The organism is Solibacillus sp. FSL K6-1554, assembly GCF_038005185.1.
GTDB lineage: Bacteria > Bacillota > Bacilli > Bacillales_A > Planococcaceae > Solibacillus > Solibacillus silvestris.
This window is the reverse complement of sequence record NZ_JBBOSS010000001.1, coordinates 778,602-798,463: the sequence shown is the minus strand read 5'-3', so window position 1 is coordinate 798,463 and position 19,862 is coordinate 778,602. Positions and strand designations below refer to the sequence as shown.

General features: G+C 40.4%; 16 protein-coding genes. 1 reads left to right on the top strand and 15 read right to left on the bottom strand.

Going from position 1 to position 19,862, the window contains the following annotated elements:
• Positions 1-68: 68 nt before the first annotated feature.
• The 9 genes from MHB58_RS03785 to MHB58_RS03745 all read right to left on the bottom strand — a co-directional run bounded on the left by MHB58_RS03785 (position 69) and on the right by MHB58_RS03745 (position 12,620).
• On the bottom strand, positions 69-1,502 hold the full coding sequence (locus MHB58_RS03785; RefSeq protein WP_340734734.1) for a S41 family peptidase: 1,434 nt from the start codon (positions 1,500-1,502) through the stop codon (positions 69-71).
• Positions 1,503-1,629: 127 nt separating this feature from the next.
• Positions 1,630-2,202: a peroxiredoxin family protein gene (locus tag MHB58_RS03780; protein WP_087615588.1), complete on the bottom strand. Its 573-nt coding sequence runs from the start codon at positions 2,200-2,202 to the stop codon at positions 1,630-1,632.
• 109 nt (positions 2,203-2,311) lie between these two features.
• On the bottom strand, positions 2,312-3,616 hold the full coding sequence (locus MHB58_RS03775; protein ID WP_340734733.1) for a murein hydrolase activator EnvC family protein: 1,305 nt from the start codon (positions 3,614-3,616) through the stop codon (positions 2,312-2,314).
• 133 nt (positions 3,617-3,749) lie between these two features.
• A complete protein-coding gene (ftsX, locus tag MHB58_RS03770) occupies positions 3,750-4,646 on the bottom strand; it encodes a permease-like cell division protein FtsX (protein WP_340734732.1) in 897 nt (298 codons plus the stop codon).
• Positions 4,636-5,322 carry a cell division ATP-binding protein FtsE gene (ftsE, locus tag MHB58_RS03765; protein ID WP_008403596.1) on the bottom strand — a complete coding sequence of 229 codons (687 nt, stop codon included), beginning with the start codon at positions 5,320-5,322 and terminating at the stop codon, positions 4,636-4,638. Before ftsE ends, ftsX begins: the two co-directional genes overlap by 11 nt.
• A 541-nt stretch (positions 5,323-5,863) precedes the next feature.
• On the bottom strand, positions 5,864-7,078 hold the full coding sequence (locus MHB58_RS03760) for a DUF4097 family beta strand repeat-containing protein (RefSeq protein WP_340734731.1): 1,215 nt from the start codon (positions 7,076-7,078) through the stop codon (positions 5,864-5,866).
• Positions 7,079-7,164: 86 nt separating this feature from the next.
• Positions 7,165-10,032, bottom strand: coding sequence for an excinuclease ABC subunit UvrA (uvrA, locus tag MHB58_RS03755; protein ID WP_340734730.1), 2,868 nt, complete (start codon positions 10,030-10,032; stop codon positions 7,165-7,167).
• A 5-nt stretch (positions 10,033-10,037) separates the two neighbouring features.
• Complete coding sequence (gene uvrB, locus MHB58_RS03750; protein ID WP_340734729.1) at positions 10,038-12,020, bottom strand: excinuclease ABC subunit UvrB; 1,983 nt, start codon at positions 12,018-12,020, stop codon at positions 10,038-10,040.
• Positions 12,021-12,380: 360 nt separating this feature from the next.
• Entirely contained in the window at positions 12,381-12,620 is a 240-nt protein-coding gene (locus MHB58_RS03745) for an IDEAL domain-containing protein (protein WP_008407312.1), read from the bottom strand.
• 187 nt (positions 12,621-12,807) lie between these two features.
• On the opposite strand from MHB58_RS03745, the gene MHB58_RS03740 reads away from it, so the two are divergent.
• Positions 12,808-13,299, top strand: a complete 492-nt coding sequence (locus tag MHB58_RS03740) for a competence protein ComK (RefSeq protein WP_340734728.1) — start codon at positions 12,808-12,810, stop codon at positions 13,297-13,299.
• Between the two features lie 5 nt (positions 13,300-13,304).
• On the opposite strand, the gene MHB58_RS03735 is transcribed toward MHB58_RS03740, so the two are convergent.
• The 6 genes from MHB58_RS03735 to MHB58_RS03710 all read right to left on the bottom strand — a co-directional run bounded on the left by MHB58_RS03735 (position 13,305) and on the right by MHB58_RS03710 (position 19,750).
• The gene (locus MHB58_RS03735; RefSeq protein WP_340734727.1) at positions 13,305-13,658 is read right to left on the bottom strand and encodes a hypothetical protein; all 354 of its coding nucleotides are present in this window, start codon (positions 13,656-13,658) and stop codon (positions 13,305-13,307) included.
• Between the two features lie 165 nt (positions 13,659-13,823).
• A protein-coding gene (prfB, locus tag MHB58_RS03730; RefSeq protein ID WP_156732626.1) for a peptide chain release factor 2 occupies positions 13,824-14,928 on the bottom strand; the annotation gives its coding sequence in 2 pieces (ribosomal slippage) (positions 13,824-14,855 and positions 14,857-14,928; 1,104 coding nt in all).
• A 282-nt stretch (positions 14,929-15,210) separates the two neighbouring features.
• A complete protein-coding gene (gene secA / locus MHB58_RS03725) occupies positions 15,211-17,721 on the bottom strand; it encodes a preprotein translocase subunit SecA (RefSeq protein WP_087615593.1) in 2,511 nt (836 codons plus the stop codon).
• A gap of 153 nt (positions 17,722-17,874) precedes the next feature.
• Positions 17,875-18,432 carry a ribosome hibernation-promoting factor, HPF/YfiA family gene (gene hpf, locus MHB58_RS03720; RefSeq protein WP_008407321.1) on the bottom strand — a complete coding sequence of 186 codons (558 nt, stop codon included), beginning with the start codon at positions 18,430-18,432 and terminating at the stop codon, positions 17,875-17,877.
• A 159-nt stretch (positions 18,433-18,591) separates the two neighbouring features.
• Positions 18,592-18,969 (bottom strand): PilZ domain-containing protein, encoded by a 378-nt coding sequence (locus MHB58_RS03715; RefSeq protein WP_340734726.1) that lies wholly within the window; start codon positions 18,967-18,969, stop codon positions 18,592-18,594.
• A gap of 238 nt (positions 18,970-19,207) precedes the next feature.
• Positions 19,208-19,750, bottom strand: coding sequence for a competence protein ComK (locus MHB58_RS03710; RefSeq protein ID WP_340734725.1), 543 nt, complete (start codon positions 19,748-19,750; stop codon positions 19,208-19,210).
• Positions 19,751-19,862: the final 112 nt, after the last annotated feature.

The window sequence follows — 19,862 nt, the reverse complement described above, 5'->3', positions numbered from 1 at the left end:
TTATGTTTATCATATAAAAAAGCCCGTTTCATTATGAAACGAGCCCTCAATATGCTTTACACTGTCCATCACTCAAACTGATGCATAATATAACTGATCGCCATCTGCAGTTGCATGTCATTTACTTTTGACTGTTTGAATGTTTGCAGTTCTTCTGTTAATTCATGGAAAAATACTTCATCCATATAGCTTCCTTCTGCAATATCATGCTTTTTTCTGAAGCTTTCCACTTCCTGTGCCGTATCCTTATCAAAGAATCCATCTGTCCGGCTGATACTGTAGCCGAGTTCACTTAAAATACGCTGGCTGTAGGCAACTTCTTCACTGTATTCTCCCTCTTCAAATCGGCCTTTCAGTATTTTTGTTTCTACACTGTAAAGCGGATGCTGTGTCACTTCGACATCTGGTTCAATCCCTACATCATGGATCCACTTTTTCGAAGGAGTAAGCCATTTATTCGTCGACAGTTTTACTTCTCCGCCATTTTGAAGATCCCATGTTTGTTGGACCGTTCCTTTACCGAAGCTCGTCACCCCAATAATGACCGAACGTTTCCAGTCCTGTAGGGCACCGGCAAACACTTCACTAGCTGATGCGCTTCCTTCATTTTGGATAAGTGTTAAAGGTGTGTCACGCAGCCAATTTACGTAAGGCTGGAACTGTTCCACTTCCTTTGTTTTCAGTGGCTCTGTTACACCGTCATGATTTTGCATATACGCAAAGATTTTTTCTTTTTGCTCGAACATGCTCATCATTTGGGCAACACTATGTAAATAGCCACCTGGATTGTCCCGCACATCAATGATTAACCCTTCTACTTCCTCCTTCATCACTCCATCAAGAGCCTCTTTCCATTCTTCTGCTGTTTTTTCACCAAATAGATTGATCGTTATATAGCCGAGTTTTCTTCCTTCTACTTCAAGAACTTCAGCTTCCACCGTATCATTTTTCAAACGTTCTCTTTTCACGACCAACTTTAAATGCTGGTCCAGTTCCGGTCGATAAATGACAAGTTCCACGGCTTCCCCTTCTTTACCATACATCAGCTTACGAACTTCCCCCATAGATTTTCCGTCAAGTCTTACTTCATTAATTTGTATAAGCTCATCCAATGGTCGAATGCCCGCTTTTTCTGCAGGTGAAGCTTTAATAGGGGCTACAACGATAATCTTGCCATTCGCATCTGCCAATTCAACACCAATACCGATTCGTTCACTTGCGAGCGTCTGTTTATGTAATGCCGCTTCTTGCTCCGAATAATAAGTACTATAGGGGTCATTTATAGCATTTGCCATCCCTCGCAGTGCACCCTCCACCAATTTTTCAGAGTTGACATCATAAACTGATTCGCTCGTGATTAACTGATGCAGTTCATTGACTACCGCAAAATCTGCCTGTTCCTGCTGTGGCTGCGGCTTCTTTTTCATCACACCATAAACAATTACTCCGATACACACCACCGCAACTACTAATACTAATAAAAAAATCCGACTTTTTCGCACGAATTCTCCTCCGTTCCATAAAATTTATGAAGCGAATGAAACTTTCATACTTATAAAGTCGAATTTAAACGTCCTAAAATTAAGATATTTTAAGATTCCGGCGGCCGAATCGTCTCAATTCCTGCATTTAATCTAGTTGAATTACATTTTCCCGCAATGCATCCAAATCCAGTGGTCCGATAATTTGCTTTTGTATTTTTCCTGATGTATCAATCATATATGTTGTTGGCATCGTCATAATTTCATATTGATAGGCAACAGCTTCAGTTTGTTCCAGTACGATTGGGAAGGTAATGTCATAACTTTTTAGAAACTGCTCTACACGCTCCAGCTTTTCGTTGGCGTACGTCATATTGACACCGACAATCTCCACATTGTCTTCTTCACGGTATTTTTCGTAGTATTTTTGCATATGCGGCATTTCCGCTTCACATGGCGGACACCAGGTTGCCCAGAAATTCAGTACGACACGCTTCCCTCTCAGCTCCGAAAGTGTCAGTGGCTCGCCCTGTAAACTATATAATGTAAAATCCGGTGCAAACTGCCCTTTTTCGAGGCCGACTTCTTCATCCAGTTCAACTTCTTTCCCTAATGCATGCTCGTTGATTGCAGTACTTTGATCGATTTCAGCTTTTATGTAAGTGCCAAGCATCGTAATGACAAGCACTAAAATAATACCGACTCCAACATTTTTTTTCATCAACTTCACCCCACATTTCTTCCTATTAGTACATTATCATAACTTTTAGATAATTATTCAAACGAAAAAGGCAAAACTTTAATAATTAAAGTTTTGCCTTTTATATAACTTACAGTGAAATATAGTTTAATGGGTTGACGGCGTTTGAACGACTACCGTTCCATTCACCGACATGGATCTCAAAGTGTACATGAGGTCCTGTTGAGTTACCTGAATTCCCAAGTCGTGCAATTTGCTGACCTTTTGAAACAGATGCGCCAACACTCGTGTTAAATCCGCTTAAATGGGCATACGTTGTCGTGAATAATTGTCCTTCAATCGAGTGCGTAACCATTACAACATTCCCGTAACCATTCATCGAACCAACATAGGAAACAACACCATCCGCTGCTGCAACAACCGGTGTTCCGATTGAGTTGGCAATGTCAATTCCTAAGTGATTTTTACTTCCGATTGGTCCAATATCACGCCCACCGAACCCTGATGTAAAACGGCCCGCTGCAGGTCTTGTCCAATGTCCTGAAGAAACAACCGGCAAGTTTCCGGAACTTACAGTACTATTGCTGCTGCTACTGTTTTGTTGTTTCTTTTTAGCAGCCGCAGCTTCCAATGCCTTTTGACGGGCAACTTCCGCTAATCGGCGCTGTTCTTTAAGAAACTTCTCTTCCAGCTCTTTACTTAATTCTACCTTATCATCGTACTCTGCTTTCAGTTCTGTTTTCTCAGATCGTAGTTTCGCTTCTTCTTTTTCAAGCTCTGCTACTAACTGTTTCTTTTCTTTCTTTTGTTGATTTAACGAAGCCATCAAACTTTTCAATTTCGCTTTATTCGCTTCAAGCTCTTCTTTCGTCTTCACAAGCTCCAGCTTTTGAACTTCAAGTTTTTCCTGGTCTTCCTTTTGCTCACGCATAATTTGACGGTCAGCGTCCATAAGTGTGCTTACAGCAGAAAAACGATCGATAAAGTCTACGAAACTATTTGCTCCAAGCAGGACGTCAAGGTAACTAACTGTACCTGATGACTGAATCGCCCGTGCACGCTCACGCAATAGTTCATTACGTTGCTCGATCTTCTCTTTTAATTCTGCAATTTCATCTTCTAAAATAGAAATCTCTTCGTTTGCAATTTTAATATCCAATTCGACAACGGCAATACTATGATTCGTTTCATTAATTTTTGCACCAAGTTGTTCTAGTTGCGATATGATTTTTTGCTGTCTGTTTTGATTTGTTTGAATCTCGTTTGTTTTTTGTTCGAGTGATTTATTAATTGATTTCTTTTCTGCTTCGAGTTGACTGCGCTCTTTTTTCAGTTCACTTAATGATGCTGCGGATGCTGCCGGTATTTGAACAAATAGTACTAGCGCAAGTATTGCTGCAATGGTTTTAAATGAACGCGTCGTTAGCTTCTTCAAAAACTTTTCCCCCTAAATGCATGGGTAATAGTGGCTCTTTTTGTCTCTCTAAGATGTAAAAAACGAGCCACTTCCCACTATTTTCGTCATTGTCAATGTTGCCTTGGCAATGTGTGACAGTCGCTGAAAGAAGTTATACTTTTAAAAACTTACGAACTGACATGAAACTTCCCCATATACCGATGAACATCCCGATGAAGATGATTAATCCGTTCACCTGGTACATAAGTGGTGTTACTTCTAACATTTGGAACAATTCCCCTTTTAATCGAGGTGCCAATAAATCATAAATATTGTAATAAGCAATTGTAACGGCTGCGACTGGAATAATAGATCCAATCAAACCAAGCCACATTCCTTCCAATACAAATGGAATGCGGACGAAAGAATTTGTTGCCCCTACAAGCTTCATAATTTCAATTTCATCTTTACGTGCAATAATCGTAATGCGAATTGTATTAGAGATTAAGAACATCGCTGTAAACAGCAGTCCTAAAATTAATACGAGTCCAACATTACGAGCGATTTCTAAGAAGTTAAATAGTTTTTCTACTTTACCCTCGCCATATTTTACTTCAAAAGTATTGTCTAAGCTATCAATCTGCTTGGCGACATCAGCTGTTTTCAAAGGATCGACAGCTTTGACGTACAGCACATTATATAACGGGTTGTTCTGTTCGAATAAACTTAATTCATCGCCAAAATCTTTAATTAACTTACTTAATTCTTGTTCTTTAGAAGAATATGTAACTTCCTCGACATCCGGCATATTATGAATCTCGTCAAGAAGCTGCTCTTCTGCCAATTTCGCTTCTTCCGCTTCCGGAATAATATCAATCATGACACGAATTTCAACATCGTTTTCCAAATCGGAAGCGACTTTGTTTAAATTCATCATAATCGCAGCAAATACACCGACCAATAATAATGTAACCGTTACAGCACTAATAGAAGCGATTGTCATCCAGCTGTTACGGCCTAATGATTTAAAACTTTCACGGAAATGACGAGCAATTGTTCTAGTTTTCATAGCCGTAGTCACCTCCGTACTCATCACGGACGATCATTCCGCCTTCAATTGCAATAACTCTTTTACGCACAGTATTTACGATTTCACGGTTATGTGTTGCCATCAAAATCGTCGTACCTTGGCGATTGATTTCTTCGAAAATATTCATAATTTCCCACGATGTTTCCGGGTCTAAATTTCCCGTAGGCTCGTCCGCAATCATCACTTTCGGACGGTTTACAATCGAGCGGGCAATTGCTACACGCTGCTGTTCTCCACCTGACAGCTCATTCGGCAGCATTCGCACTTTATGCTTTAAGCCCACCAGTTCAAGTACTTCCATTACCCGTTTGCGGATGACGCTAGGCTGTTCTTCAATTACTTCCATCGCGAACGCTACATTTTCATACACTGTTAAGCGCGGCAATAATTTAAAGTCCTGGAAGACGACACCAAGATGACGGCGTAAATGAGGTACGCGATTATTTTTTAGCGTTCTCAAATTAATGCCATTAATGATGACATCGCCGGAAGTCGGTTTTTCTTCACGGTACATCAACTTAATAAATGTCGATTTACCTGCTCCACTCGGGCCAACAATATACACAAATTCACCTTTTTTTATATGAACCGTAATCCCGTTTGCGGCGACGACCCCATTAGGATACTTCTTCACTACATTATTCATTTCAATCATTCACGAAACCACCTAAGCTCAATATCTAGAATTTTAAATTTTAGTCTTACCCATTATAGCATTTTCAGGCTCAAATTTTATTACATTTTCTTTTCAATGTAAGCCCCGTCTCGTTTTCAGGCTCCCGGAGCGCCATGACAACATTACTAAATTTCATTTGTTCATAAAATTTCATGGAATTATACTTATTTTTTGGTTTTCGTAATGTAATTGTTAAAATATGAAATGTTCTTAATATAATAAAATACTCTACACTATTTTTAATTATTCGACGATTTTACTGAAAACCCTTCTCAGCATTTGGATTATTATGGTATTTTTAGGGGGATTTTTAAAAAAATTCTTTTTCTATGTAGGAATGCGGCAATTTGTGACTTTTTATTGGAGATTTGGGGGAAAACAAAAAGTTCGTATAAATTTGAAAAGCACCCAAATTCTTTGTAAGAAAATGGATGCTTGATTTTATAAGGAATTTATTTTTTTGAAGAATTAGTCACTCGAGCTTCACGGAATCCGGAAAGCTGTAGCTAATATCCTACACCTATTGCAGCGTATAGCGTACCAACACTGTACCTGTGCGAGATTCTCCTACTAATTTCAAGAGTTTCGCGCCTTCCAGTTCTTTAGTGAAACGTACCGATTTTGACAGGAATTGCTCTTCTTCTTCTGTAAGCAATACATCACTTAAACCGATATCTGCTTTTCCGAAGTTCGAGTAAACCTGACCATCCAGTGCCACTGTTTTCGGCACGTAAATTTCTACTGAACCTGCTAGAGCACGGGCCTTGATTTTATGCGCTTCCGCACTCGTTGTTGTAATGACAACATGTCCATTCATCGATTCAGCTTCTACTTCATTTAATTCACCATCTACATATATACGTCCATTCGCTGTGCCGATTTCCAAATCTTCACCTTTAATATGACGGGCTTCTACTGCACCATTGCTCGTTTGCAGTTCCGCATGATCAAATGTTGCATTTTCCAGACGGATTACCCCGTTATGTGTACGCGCTTTAACTAACTTTGCGTCAACCTGTTCGATTGAAACGCTACCTGTTAATAGTTTTGCGATTATGACGTCATAATGTTTCTCTGGAATAGCTACTTGTACTTTCACTTGTGCAAATTTATTTGTAGACTGGATAAATAATTTGTCATTTGTCAGCTTCGACATATTTTCCGTTGCCTGTGCAATCGTTTCTTCCTCTGTACCTTTTAACGGCGTTTTCCCTGTCACATTTACAGTAACTAATTCATCCGCTGCGCGTACGATATTGATTTTACCATTGGCGATTTCCAGCTCTACCCCTTTAACATCTGCTGCAGGGTAAGCATACGTTTTAGTAAACTCAACTTTTTCTCCAAACGGTGTATCAATATCAAGTTCTTTAAACTTGGATAATGCTGCACCGACCAATCCTGTCATGCGTGTGCTGAATTGCGATAAATCCTGTTTGATATCGCCCATGAACTCGTCCATCTTTTTATTGAATTCTTTATCGTTAAATGACTTGCCGAAAATATCTTCAAATCCTGTTGTTTTACGTTTTTCTTTTTGCTCTTCAAAAACCGGTTCTGCCTTATGCGGCTCTTCCCCAAACTTTTCTTCAAAAAGCGGTTGCTCGACTGGTGCTGCTTGTGATGGAGTGGATTCCTTTTCCGACGACAATTTTTCCAGTAATACAATTGCCTCTTCTGCCGTAATTGTACCGCTTTCAACTAATTTTAAAATGCGTTTACGTTCTTCTTGCATAAAAAAATTCCTCCCTCTGCTTCGTATATAGTTATTATACGAGGAGGGAGGACGAAAAGTTTCGTTTGCGCTCTTAGTTTTTCAATCTATTTATTTTGCGCTTCTTTAATTCTTGATTCCATACGTTCACGGTCGCGCTCCAAAATCGGTTTTAAGTAGCGTCCTGTATAACTTTCCTTCACTTCGGCTATTTTCTCCGGTGTACCTGTCGCTAAAATTGTACCGCCACCTTCGCCACCTTCAGGACCTAAATCAATAATATGGTCGGCTGTTTTGATAACATCGAGATTATGCTCAATCACAAGCACGGTCTCACCGTTTTCGACTAAGCGCTGCAGGACAATCAGCAAACGGGAAATATCATCGGCATGCAAACCAGTTGTTGGTTCATCCAAAATATAAAATGACTTACCGGTTGAACGACGGTGCAATTCCGACGCCAATTTCACACGCTGTGCTTCACCGCCAGATAATGTAGTTGCAGGCTGACCAAGCTTCACATAACCAAGACCTACATCGACAATCGTTTGGAGTTTACGCTGGATTTTAGGCAAGTTCCCGAAAAACTCCAACGCATCTTCTACCGTCATTTCCAAAATATCAGAAATATTTTTATCTTTATATTTTACTTCAAGTGTTTCGCGGTTATAACGCTTCCCGTGACAAACTTCACACGGTACATAAACATCCGGTAAAAAGTGCATTTCGATTTTAATAATGCCATCCCCGCGGCAAGCTTCACAACGTCCGCCTTTTACGTTGAACGAAAAACGTCCTTTTTTATAGCCGCGCACTTTCGCTTCATTCGTCATAGCAAAAACATCGCGAATATCATCAAATACGCCAATATACGTTGCAGGGTTAGAACGTGGTGTACGACCGATTGGCGATTGATCCACATCAATTACTTTTTCCAGTTGTTCTAAACCTTCTATTGTTTTATGCTTGCCCGGTTTTACTTTTGCCCGGTTCAGTTTTGATGCGAGTGATTTATATAAAATTTCATTCACTAATGTTGATTTACCGGAACCGGACACACCAGTAACGGCAATGAACTGACCTAATGGAATATCGACACTGACATTTTTCAAGTTATTTTCAGATGCGCCTTTAATCTTTATTTTCCGGCCATCTGATTTACGGCGCTCAAGCGGCAGTGGAATAAATTTCTTCCCGCTCAAATATTGGCCGGTAATTGATTCTTTGTTTTTCATGACTTGCTTCGGTGTCCCTTGTGCAATGACTTGACCACCATGTACACCGGCACCCGGACCGATGTCGATTAAGTGATCCGCTGCCATCATCGTATCTTCATCATGTTCGACGATAATTAATGTATTACCGAGGTCACGCATATTTACAAGCGTATTAATTAACCGGTCATTATCACGTTGGTGGAGCCCGATTGACGGCTCATCCAAAATGTAAAGTACACCTGTTAAACGGGAGCCGATCTGTGTTGCCAGTCGAATACGCTGTGCTTCCCCGCCGGATAATGTTCCAGCAGAACGTGCAAGCGTTAAGTAATTTAAACCGACATCCAATAAAAACTTCAGTCGTTCAATCACTTCACGAATAATTAAATTCGCAATTTGGCGTTCTTTTTCCGTTAATTCTACTGAACTAAAGAACTCATACATTTCCTGAATAGAGTGGCGTGTCGCTTCCGAAATGTTCTGATCTTTAATTTTCACTGCCAGTGTTTCCTTTTTCAGACGGTGCCCTTTACAAGTCGCACAAGGCTGTTCGGTCATGTACTTTTGCATCGATTCACGTACATAGTCTGAAGAGGAATCTTTAAAGCGACGTTCGATATTTGCAATGACGCCTTCAAATTCGATATTTTTCTTATGCATACTGCCATAATCATTTGTATATTCAAATAGAATTTTCTCTTTTCCAGAACCGAATAAAATTTTATCCATTTTTTCCTTAGGAATATCTTTTACCGGTACATCCATTGGAATGTTGTAATGTTTGCATACGGATGCCAACAGCTGCGGGTAATAGTTGGAAGATACGGATTCCCATGGTGCTATCGCATTTTCAAGCAACGTTAAATCCCAGTTGTGAATGACTAAATCGATATCGGCCTTTGCCTTACTCCCAAGCCCATCACATGTAGGGCAAGCCCCGAATGGACTGTTGAATGAAAACATGCGCGGCTCAAGTTCACCAATCGAAAAGCCGCATAATGGACATGCATGATGCTCACTGAATAATAGCTCCTCATGATCAATAACATCGACCAGAACGCGGCCATCCGCAATTCTGAGCGCTGCTTCAAGGGAATCACTTAAACGCGTTTCATTGCCCTCTTTTACGACAACACGGTCCACGACTACTTCAATTGTATGCTTTTTATTTTTATCCAGCTCGATATTATCATCGAGATCACGCAGTTCCCCGTTTATACGGATACGAACAAAGCCTTGTTTTTTCAAGTCTTCAAGCAGCTTCACGTGAGTTCCTTTTTTGCCTTCAATAACAGGGGCAAGCAGCTGCATTTTCGTGCGCTCCGGATATTCCATCAGGCGGTCAACCATTTGTTCAACTGTCTGCGATGTAATTTCAATCCCATGTGTCGGGCAATACGGTTTTCCGATACGCGCAAAAAGCAGTCGCAAGTAATCGTATATTTCTGTTACTGTCCCGACTGTTGAGCGCGGGTTACGGCTCGTTGTCTTCTGGTCAATCGAAATCGCTGGTGACAGTCCTTCAATTGTATCGACATCCGGCTTGTCCATTTGTCCTAAAAATTGTCGTGCATATGCAGACAATGATTCGACATAACGACGCTGCCCTTCCGCATAAATCGTATCGAATGCCAGTGAAGATTTACCGGAACCTGAAAGCCCTGTCACAACGACAATTTTATCGCGTGGAATTGTGACATCAATATTTTTTAAATTATGCGCTCGTGCACCTTGTACGACAATTTCTGTATTTTTCACATTGTTCACCCTTCTGCTTTCAATTCAAATATCATGTCACGTAGTTCAGCCGCGCGTTCAAAGTCCAGCGCTTTTGCGGCTTCTTTCATTTCAACTTGCAATGTTGCAACAAGCTTCTCCAGCTCTTTTTTCGTCAGCTTTTTACCGCCTGTCACTTTTGTAATATATGTTTCTTCCTGTTCCGCAGCTTGTGTTGCGCGGATAATATCAGGAATCTTTTTAATGATTGTTTTCGGTGTAATACCATGTTCTTCATTGTAAGCCATTTGGGTTTCACGACGGCGCTTTGTTTCACTGATCGCCTTTGTCATTGAATCCGTCATATTATTGGCATACATAATGACATGACCGTTCGAGTTACGCGCAGCACGTCCGATAGTTTGAATAAGCGAACGTTCCGAACGGAGGAACCCTTCCTTGTCCGCATCCAAAATTGCGACAAGAGATACTTCGGGAATATCAAGACCTTCCCTTAATAAGTTAATGCCGATCAGCACATCATATGTCCCTTTACGAAGTTCCCGGATAATTTCGATCCGTTCCAGCGTTTTTATCTCCGAGTGCAAGTATTCGACTTTCAAGCCCATTTCTTTTAAATAGCTCGACAAATCTTCGGACATTTTCTTCGTCAATGTCGTAACGAGTGTCCGTTCATTGCGACGGATTCGCTCATGAATTTCATCGATCAGATCATCAATTTGCCCTTCAATCGGACGGATATCAATTGTCGGATCAAGCAGCCCTGTCGGACGAATGATCTGTTCCACCATGTCCGGTGTATGCTCTAATTCATAAGGTCCTGGTGTTGCAGATACATAAATGGCCTGGCTTACTTTCGACTGAAACTCATCAAACATGAGCGGACGGTTATCCAGTGCGGACGGCAGACGGAAACCATGCTCGACCAATACTCCTTTACGAGCCTGGTCCCCATTATACATACCACGTACTTGCGGTAATGTAACATGGCTTTCATCAACGACAAGCAAAAAGTCTTCCGGGAAGTAATCAAGTAATGTATACGGCGTCGCCCCTGCTTCACGCAATGTTAAATGGCGCGAATAGTTTTCGATACCTGAGCAGAAGCCCATTTCCTTCATCATTTCCAAATCGTAATTTGTCCGTTGCTCCAGGCGCTGCGCTTCCAGTAAACGGTCTTCAGAACGCAAGACAGCAAGACGCTCCTCCAACTCTTTTTCGATATTTTCAATGGCAATTTTCATCTTCTCTTCACGGGTAACGAAGTGGGAAGCCGGGAAAATGGCTACGTGCTGACGGTCCCCTAAAATTTCACCCGTCAGTGCATCCACTTCACGAATCCGGTCAACTTCATCCCCGAAAAGCTCGATTCGGATACAGTGTTCATCGCGTGAAGCCGGGAAAATTTCGACAACATCCCCACGTACTCGGAACGTACCACGTGTAAAGTTAATATCATTACGTTCATATTGAATGTCGACTAGTTTCCGCAATAGCTGATTGCGCTCGATTTCCATCCCTGTACGAATGGAAACGACCATTTCACGATATTCTTCCGGATTACCGAGACCGTAAATACACGATACAGATGCGATAATAATGACATCTTTCCGTTCAAATAACGCAGTCGTTGCCGAGTGGCGCAATTTATCGATTTCTTCATTAATACTTGAATCCTTTTCAATGTACGTATCGGTTTGCGGTACATACGCTTCCGGCTGGAAATAGTCATAGTAGCTGACGAAATACTCAACCGCATTGTCCGGGAAAAATTCTTTAAACTCACTATATAATTGGCCGGCCAGTGTTTTATTATGTGCCATCACAAGCGTCGGCTTATTCACTTCTTTAATTACATTGGAAATCGTAAATGTTTTACCCGTACCTGTCGCCCCAAGCAATGTCTGGTGACGCTTGCCTTCTTTAACACCTTGTACGAGCTGTTTAATCGCTTCCGGCTGATCCCCGGCAGGCTGATAGGCGGACTTTAATGTAAAAGTTTCTGTCATATTTAGATTATCCTTTCTGTCACTTATGGTATCTTCTATTTTAACATACCCGTTTTTAATTTACGATAAAATTGCGAACGTACATTCGAATTTAGTGTGGCGTTAGCGTCTTAGATGCGCGTTGTTGGTTTTATTAGAACTTTTGTGGTGGATATTAGAAAAGTACGGTGACTTATTTGAAGATTCGAGCCGGTTATTTGAAAATCCTAAGCACATATTAGAAGAATTATCCTTTTTATTAGAAAATAACCAATTTATTAGAACTATTTTTATTTTATTAGAATCTTTCCATCATATATTAGAAAACAATCGGAGCCCCGATTTTGCCCATAAAAAAAACCACCTGGAATAGGGTGGCTTTTACGAAACAGTTTCCAATAACTCTTTTAACTCTGTAGTATAGCTGTAAAATGCTTGTTCGTTCTTTTGATCTAACGATGTATCGATAAGTAACTTTAATTGTTCAATACGTTGCATCCGCTGCAACCGACTAATAAATAAATCTAAATAAATTTCATTCAATAGCTTCTCTGCATGATGTTCAGTGGACTGCTGACTAACCGCTTTTAAAAAGTCTGTATACGAATAATATTTATCCATCGATATCACCTCGACCTCTTTTACCCATTATAAGTTAAAAATCATACAATTTGCAATATATTCTGAAAAATTATCATATGACAGAATTTTCTAAATATAATGTTGATTTTTAGCACTTTATGCAGTAGTTTAGATGTATAGTGAAAATTTAAGCGATTAAAAAAGTAGGAAAGATAGGGGATGCAAAATGATCAGTAATTTAACACGAAATTCCAATTACATTATTTCTAATTCCACCTTTTGTTTGAAGTCCTATCAGCATCGAGATAAAATTCACACTACTATATTGGACAAGTACGGCAAATCTACCTCTCCGTATAAGCCTCTAAAAATTATTCGCGATACATGTCGTCTGCATGGAAGTTCCTATGATGCTAGCAAATATCAGGCGAGGGGATTTTTCGGAGAGAATAAACATAAATTGCCGATCATGGTGGCCTATGATTTCGGGGACCCGTGCATTTTATTCCCGCTGTTTTCGCCGTATTCATCTCAAAATATTTGGATATCCTTGAATCCTATTATTAATATTAGTGAAGACGGGGATAAAACGCTCGTAACTTTTGTGGATAATACTGAAATTAGTCTGGACATCAATATGAAATCATTCAACCAGCAATATGTACGCGCTGCGATGTACTATAAATATCTGCTTTTACAGCGCAATAGTATCTTATAAGAGCATCAGTTTTTTTTTAAATATTCAGCAAGAAGTAACTCACTTTGATTACGAAGGCGAATATTCGAATATCTTCTACACTCCATGACTCCCCCAAAGTAAAAATGATACTCGGTAAACAAATCATCCGTTTTGCCTCTCACTAAGCGCATCTGATGAAGTTTAAAATAGTCCTTCGTTTCTTTTAAGTCATGCTCTATTTTGATACGTACAGCATCGATTAATTGCAAATAGGGATTTTTAAATTTGAACGGACTTTGCTCCACTATTGAGTAATCCTTCCCAAGAATAATTAACAGCAACGGCAAATAAATCCCTGCCTCATAATACGGAATCGTTTTAGAAGGAATTTGCAGCATACGAATACCTCCAATTAATAAGAACGTTTGTTCGTATATGTATTTTCACATATTTTTTTATATTTGACAAGTGGAAAATAAATACCTAGCTTAAATTTCACTAAAAAACCGTGCCTTAGCTTTTTTACTAAGGCACGGTTTTATTTTATTACGATGTGAAAGGTATTAATATGAGATTTTTGATCGTAAATAGGCCGTAATGAAAATATCGAGATCGCCGTCCATTACAGCGCCTACATTTCCTGTTTCGGCACTTGTACGGTGATCTTTTACCATTGAATACGGATGGAATACATATGAACGAATTTGCGAGCCCCAGCCGATTTCTTTCTGCTCACCGCGAATTTCATCCAGCTGTGCTTGCTGCTTTTCAATTTCCAGCTGATACAGCTTTGATTTCAGCATTTTCATTGCCGCATCACGGTTTTTAATTTGTGAACGTTCTGACTGACATTGTACAACGACACCTGTTGGAAGATGGGTAATACGTACAGCTGAGTCTGTCGTGTTAATATGCTGACCACCGGCACCCGTTGCGCGGTACGTATCGACTTTTAAATCTTCAGTTCGTATATCGATTTCGATTTCGTCATTGAACTCTGGCATAACATCACATGATACGAACGATGTATGACGGCGGCCTGATGAATCGAACGGTGAAATACGCACTAGACGGTGAACCCCTTTTTCCGCTTTTAAATAGCCGTACGCATTATGGCCCGAAATTTGCAGTGTAACCGATTTAATACCGGCTTCATCACCAGGCAAATAGTCGATTGTCGTTACTTTAAAGCCGCGCTTCTCTGCCCAGCGTGTGTACATACGTAACAGCATCGAGCCCCAGTCCTGTGATTCTGTACCACCTGCACCTGGATGCAGTTCCAGAATGGCATTGTTTTTATCGTATGGTTCTGACAACAGCATTTGCAGTTCGAATTCTTCCATTTTTGTCTGGAATTCGGCTAGTTCTTTGCCTAGTTCTTCCTGCAATTCTTCGTCTGGTTCTTCGCGTAACAGCTCAAGCGTCATTTCGAGATTTTCCTGTGTATCGACTAATTCTTTGTATTCGTTTACAACTGCTTTAATGCCGTTGCTTTCGTTAATAATTGCCTGTGCACCGTTCTGGTCATTCCAGAATTCGGGTTCAAGCATAAGTTCATCTAGTTCCTGGATTCGTGCCTCTTTGTTTTCTAAGTCAAAGAGACCCCCTGAAGTCCGCTAGTTTTGTAGCTGTATTTTCGAGTGCATTGCGCACATCTGCTAATTCCATCATATATTTTCCTCCGTAGTTGGGTGATAAAGTTTGGCCTTCTAAAACCGTTGATTTCCGTTGCGGCGGACGCGTTTCGCGGGCGGGCGCCAATCCTCCTCGTCGCTTTGCTCCTGCGGTGTATCGGCTGTCCCGCTTATCCCGCAGAAGTCGCCGCCTCCACTCCAATCAACTAATATCATTTATGAATAAATAAGTTTTTTGTTAAATAGCTATCATCAAATAATAAAAACAAACCGGGTCATTGAGCATAGTTTCAATGACCTCGGTTTTTATTGCCTTTTATTGGCCTACGCCGTGGCATGATTTGTATTTTTTGCCGCTTCCGCACGGGCATGGGTCGTTGCGTCCGATGTTTTCGGCTTTGCGTGTCGGTAGTTTTTTCGGTTTTGCTGCGCCTTCTTCTTTCGGGTTAACAGCTTGGCCTTTTGCTACTTCTTCACGTTGCAGGTTGCTGCGGATTTCTGCCTTTAATGCGTATTTCGCCACATCTTCACGTACTGCTGCGACCATGTCTTCGAACATTGCGAAACCTTCTTGCTGGTATTCGCGTAATGGATCGTTTTGACCGTAAGCTCGTAAGTGAATCCCTTGACGTAACTGGTCCATTGCATCGATATGGTCAATCCATTTCGAGTCGATTGAACGAAGTAAAATAACCTTTTCAAATTCACGCATACGCTCTGGTGTCATCGCTTCTTCTTTTTCATCATAGCGCGCTGTCACTTTTTCAGAGATGAACGCAATCATTTCTTCAGGTGATTTATTTTCCAGTTGCTCTTTCGTAATATCGCCCTCATCTAAAAGGTTTGCCGCGATATAGTCTTCCAGTGCATCCAGTGTCCAGTTTTCCTTCTCACCTTGTGTATGAAGGGCCACTTGATTTTCGATTGCCTGAGAAATCATTGACTCTACTAATGCACGCATATTTTCCGAATCCAATACTTCTTCACGCTCTTTATAAATCACTTCACGTTGCTGACGAAGTACATCATCGTATTGTAATAGACGTTTACGTGCATCGAAGTTATTCCCTTCAACACGTTTTTGTGCTGATTCTACCGCTTTTGAAACCATGCCTGACTGGATTGGCTGTGTATCGTCCATACCAAGTCTTGTCATCATCGACTTCATCTTATCTGAACCGAATCGACGCATTAACTCATCCTCTAAAGAAAGATAGAATTGCGTTACCCCCGGGTTCCCTTGACGACCAGAACGACCACGAAGCTGATTATCGATACGGCGTGATTCATGACGTTCCGTACCAATTACCGCTAAACCGCCAACTTCAAGTACACCTTCACCCGGTTTAATGTCCGTACCACGACCTGCCATGTTTGTCGCAATTGTAACGGCACCTTTTTGACCGGCATTTAAAATAATTTCCGCTTCACGCTCATGGTTTTTCGCGTTTAACACGTTATGCGGAATTTTAAATTTCGTTAAATATTTTGAAATGATTTCAGATGTTTCGATTGCAACCGTACCAACCAGTACTGGTTGACCTATACGGTGACGCTCTGCAATGTCTTCAGCAACCGCTTTGAACTTACCTTCCATCGTTGCAAAAATAAGGTCAGGACGGTCATCACGGGCAATCGGCTTGTTCGTAGGAATCGCTACAACCTGCATATTGTAGATGTTGCGGAATTCCTCTTCCTCTGTTTTCGCTGTACCTGTCATACCAGACAGTTTCTCGTACATACGGAAATAGTTTTGGAATGTAACGGTCGCCATTGTCATCGATTCATTTTGAATCTCGAGACCTTCTTTCGCTTCTATCGCCTGGTGTAGACCATCCGAATAGCGACGACCTTTCATTAAACGACCAGTAAAGCCGTCAACGATTACAACTTCCCCGTCCTGCACAACATAGTCGACATCTTTATGCATAGATGCATGTGCTTTTAAGCTTTGGTTGATTGCATGGTTTAAGCGAACATGTGTTAAATCGAATAAGTTGTCGATGCCAAATGCACGCTCCGCCTTCTCGATCCCTTGCTCCGTCAGTGTTACACCTTTTGTTGATTCTTCATAGTTGTAATCTTCATCCTGCTTTAACATACGGGCAAATGCATTTGACTGTACATACAGCTGTGCTGATTTCCCTGCTTGTCCGGAAATGATTAACGGTGTACGCGCCTCATCGATTAAAATCGAGTCAACCTCATCGATTACCGCATAATAAAGCGGACGCTGTACACGGTCTTCTTTGTAAAGCACCATGTTGTCACGTAAATAGTCGAAACCAAGCTCATTGTTCGTCGAATATGTAATATCCGCAGCATAAGCTTCGCGCTTCTCATCTTTAGACAGGCTATTCAGATTCAGACCGACCGTTAAGCCTAACCAATTATATAACTCTCCCATTTCAGTCGCGTCACGGCTTGCTAAATATTCGTTGACCGTCACGACATGAACACCTTTACCAGTAAGCGCATTTAAATAAACGGACATTGTCGACGTTAACGTTTTACCTTCACCGGTTTTCATCTCCGCGATATTTCCTTCATTTAATGCAGCCGCCCCCATAATCTGAACGCGGAACGGGAACATGCCAAGAACGCGGCGGGATGCTTCACGAATTGTCGCAAATGCTTCAGGCAATAAAGAATCCACTGTTTCACCATTTTGGAAACGGTTTTTAAATTCTTCTGTTTTCGCTTTTAGTGCATCGTCAGAAAGGCTTTCAAACTGCCCTGCCAATGCTTCTACTTTATCTGCAATCTTTTCTAAACGCTTTACTTCTTTTTTATTGAAATCAAATAATTTATTTAATATGTTTGCCATCGAATTGGTCACTTCCCAATAAATAGTCTCAAAGTATATTTTAGCATTATATATACCGGTGGCGCAAATGGACGGTTGCAATGTGGAAAATTTAGGAACACTTCAAGAAAAAACGGACTGCCCATATCAGGCAATCCGCTTGCAACCAATCATTTAGTTTGTTTCGATTAAACCGTATTTACCGTCTTTACGTTTGTAAACGATGTTCGTGCCATCTGTTTCAGCATCTGTGAAAATGTAGAAATCATGGCCAAGCATGTTCATTTGTAAAACGGCCTCTTCCTGATCCATCGGTTTCAGATCAAATTGTTTTGTACGAACGATTGTATATTCATCTTCTGAAGACTCTGCGTTCGCTTCCATTTGGGATGTCACATTGGCGAAGTAAACACCTGTACCTTCGCGATCACGGAATTTACGATTAACTTTAGTTTTATGTTTACGAATTTGGCGCTCTAGCTTGTCGACAATTAAGTCAACTGCCGCATACATGTCATTATGACGCTCTTCTGCACGCAATGTTAAATTTTTCATCGGAATCGTCACTTCTACTTTTGTTTGTTTATCATTATAAACCTTTAAATTGACGTTAGCGTTCGCGTTCAGATCTTCATTGAAATAGCGTTCTACCTTTTCAATTTTGTTCTCCACGTAATCACGAATCGCTGGAGTTACCTCAATATTTTCACCACGAATGTTAAACTTTAGCATGTGAACTCCTCCTTCATTACTGCTCTACTTATCTAATTCTACATACATCAATAAAATCCTGTTACGACTTAAAACTTTTTTCAAATTTCGACAAGTTGTCCTAAATATTGATTAGAAAGACACCGCATCGTTATAAAATTCAATGGTAACCAACCAATTTTATTTACGTCCGACTTCTTTTCTGCGGCGTACTTTCAATTCACTGACGATCAGTTCTTCAATACCTGGCTGATTTTCGAAGATCAAACCATATTGAAACTTATCGCCGTATTTCTTCTTCCATACAATGTCTCCAATGGCCTTAATCAATACCTCGTCTAAAATGAATTCCAGTTCCAACTGCACCAGGTAATTATTATTTTCACCAATTTCCCGAGAAGAAAACATTTTCATGCCATGCGGGCTCACATCGATGATTTCACACGGATATTTTACTACTTCTAATTGTTCCTGTTTTCCATTAATCAATTCAGTGAAATTTGCTTCGATTGGGATCCCAAAAGTAAAGCGAAATCCTTCTGTGCGTTTAAACGCCATAACTGTTCCCCCTAGCCATTCAGTGCTACAATTTATATACCCACATTATGATGCAATACACGATTAAATGTCTATGTGCTTAATTGCTATTTTAAGGAGAATTTGTGACTTCAAACTCATGACTAATGAACCTGAATTTTTCCCCATTGCAATAAAAGAATGTGGAATCGATAAAAAAATGCGAAACAAAAAGAGTTTTACACATTGGGGTGCTCCGTTGCGTAAAACTCTATACTTATTAATTGATTACATATTGTTCATTTATTTCTGCACATTTTAACATAATTTGTTGCTCGGCTTTTGAATATAAAGGATCCTTGTAAAATTGTTTTAATAAGGCCGTCGAGAAATAATCTTTTGCTTTACTCCATTGTTTATGCAGTTTACTGTATGATACAGGCACTTCAATTCTTTCATAATTTGTTAAAACGACGATTGTGCAATTTTCCAGATACGGTACGATTTTTTCGACGTGATGCAATGAAAAGTACATACAACTTTCAACATTGCGCATTGCCTCAGTGGGGAACCAAATATGAAGAAGAGGTAATCTCGGAATCATGATCGGGTTAACAGATTTGGAGCTAAGAACGGCTTTTGCCGCTTCCTTTGCACCTTTTAGGCTGGAACCATGTTCTTTCAGCTCGCTATCTAGCAATTGCATCGGTGTGAAAGGGACTACTTTGTTACCATTCGGCGTGATCATAAGCGTATAAAGATTATTGAACTGATCAAATTTAGGCTTTAATACACAGGCATCATACAAGGAAATTCTATACATTTTCCATACTCCTTCCATTTTATAGTTATCATTTTTAGTAAAAAGGAGTATACTAACTATATGTCGGTATACTCCGGCTTCCAAACCTCAGGTGATATCTTTGGAGGATGCT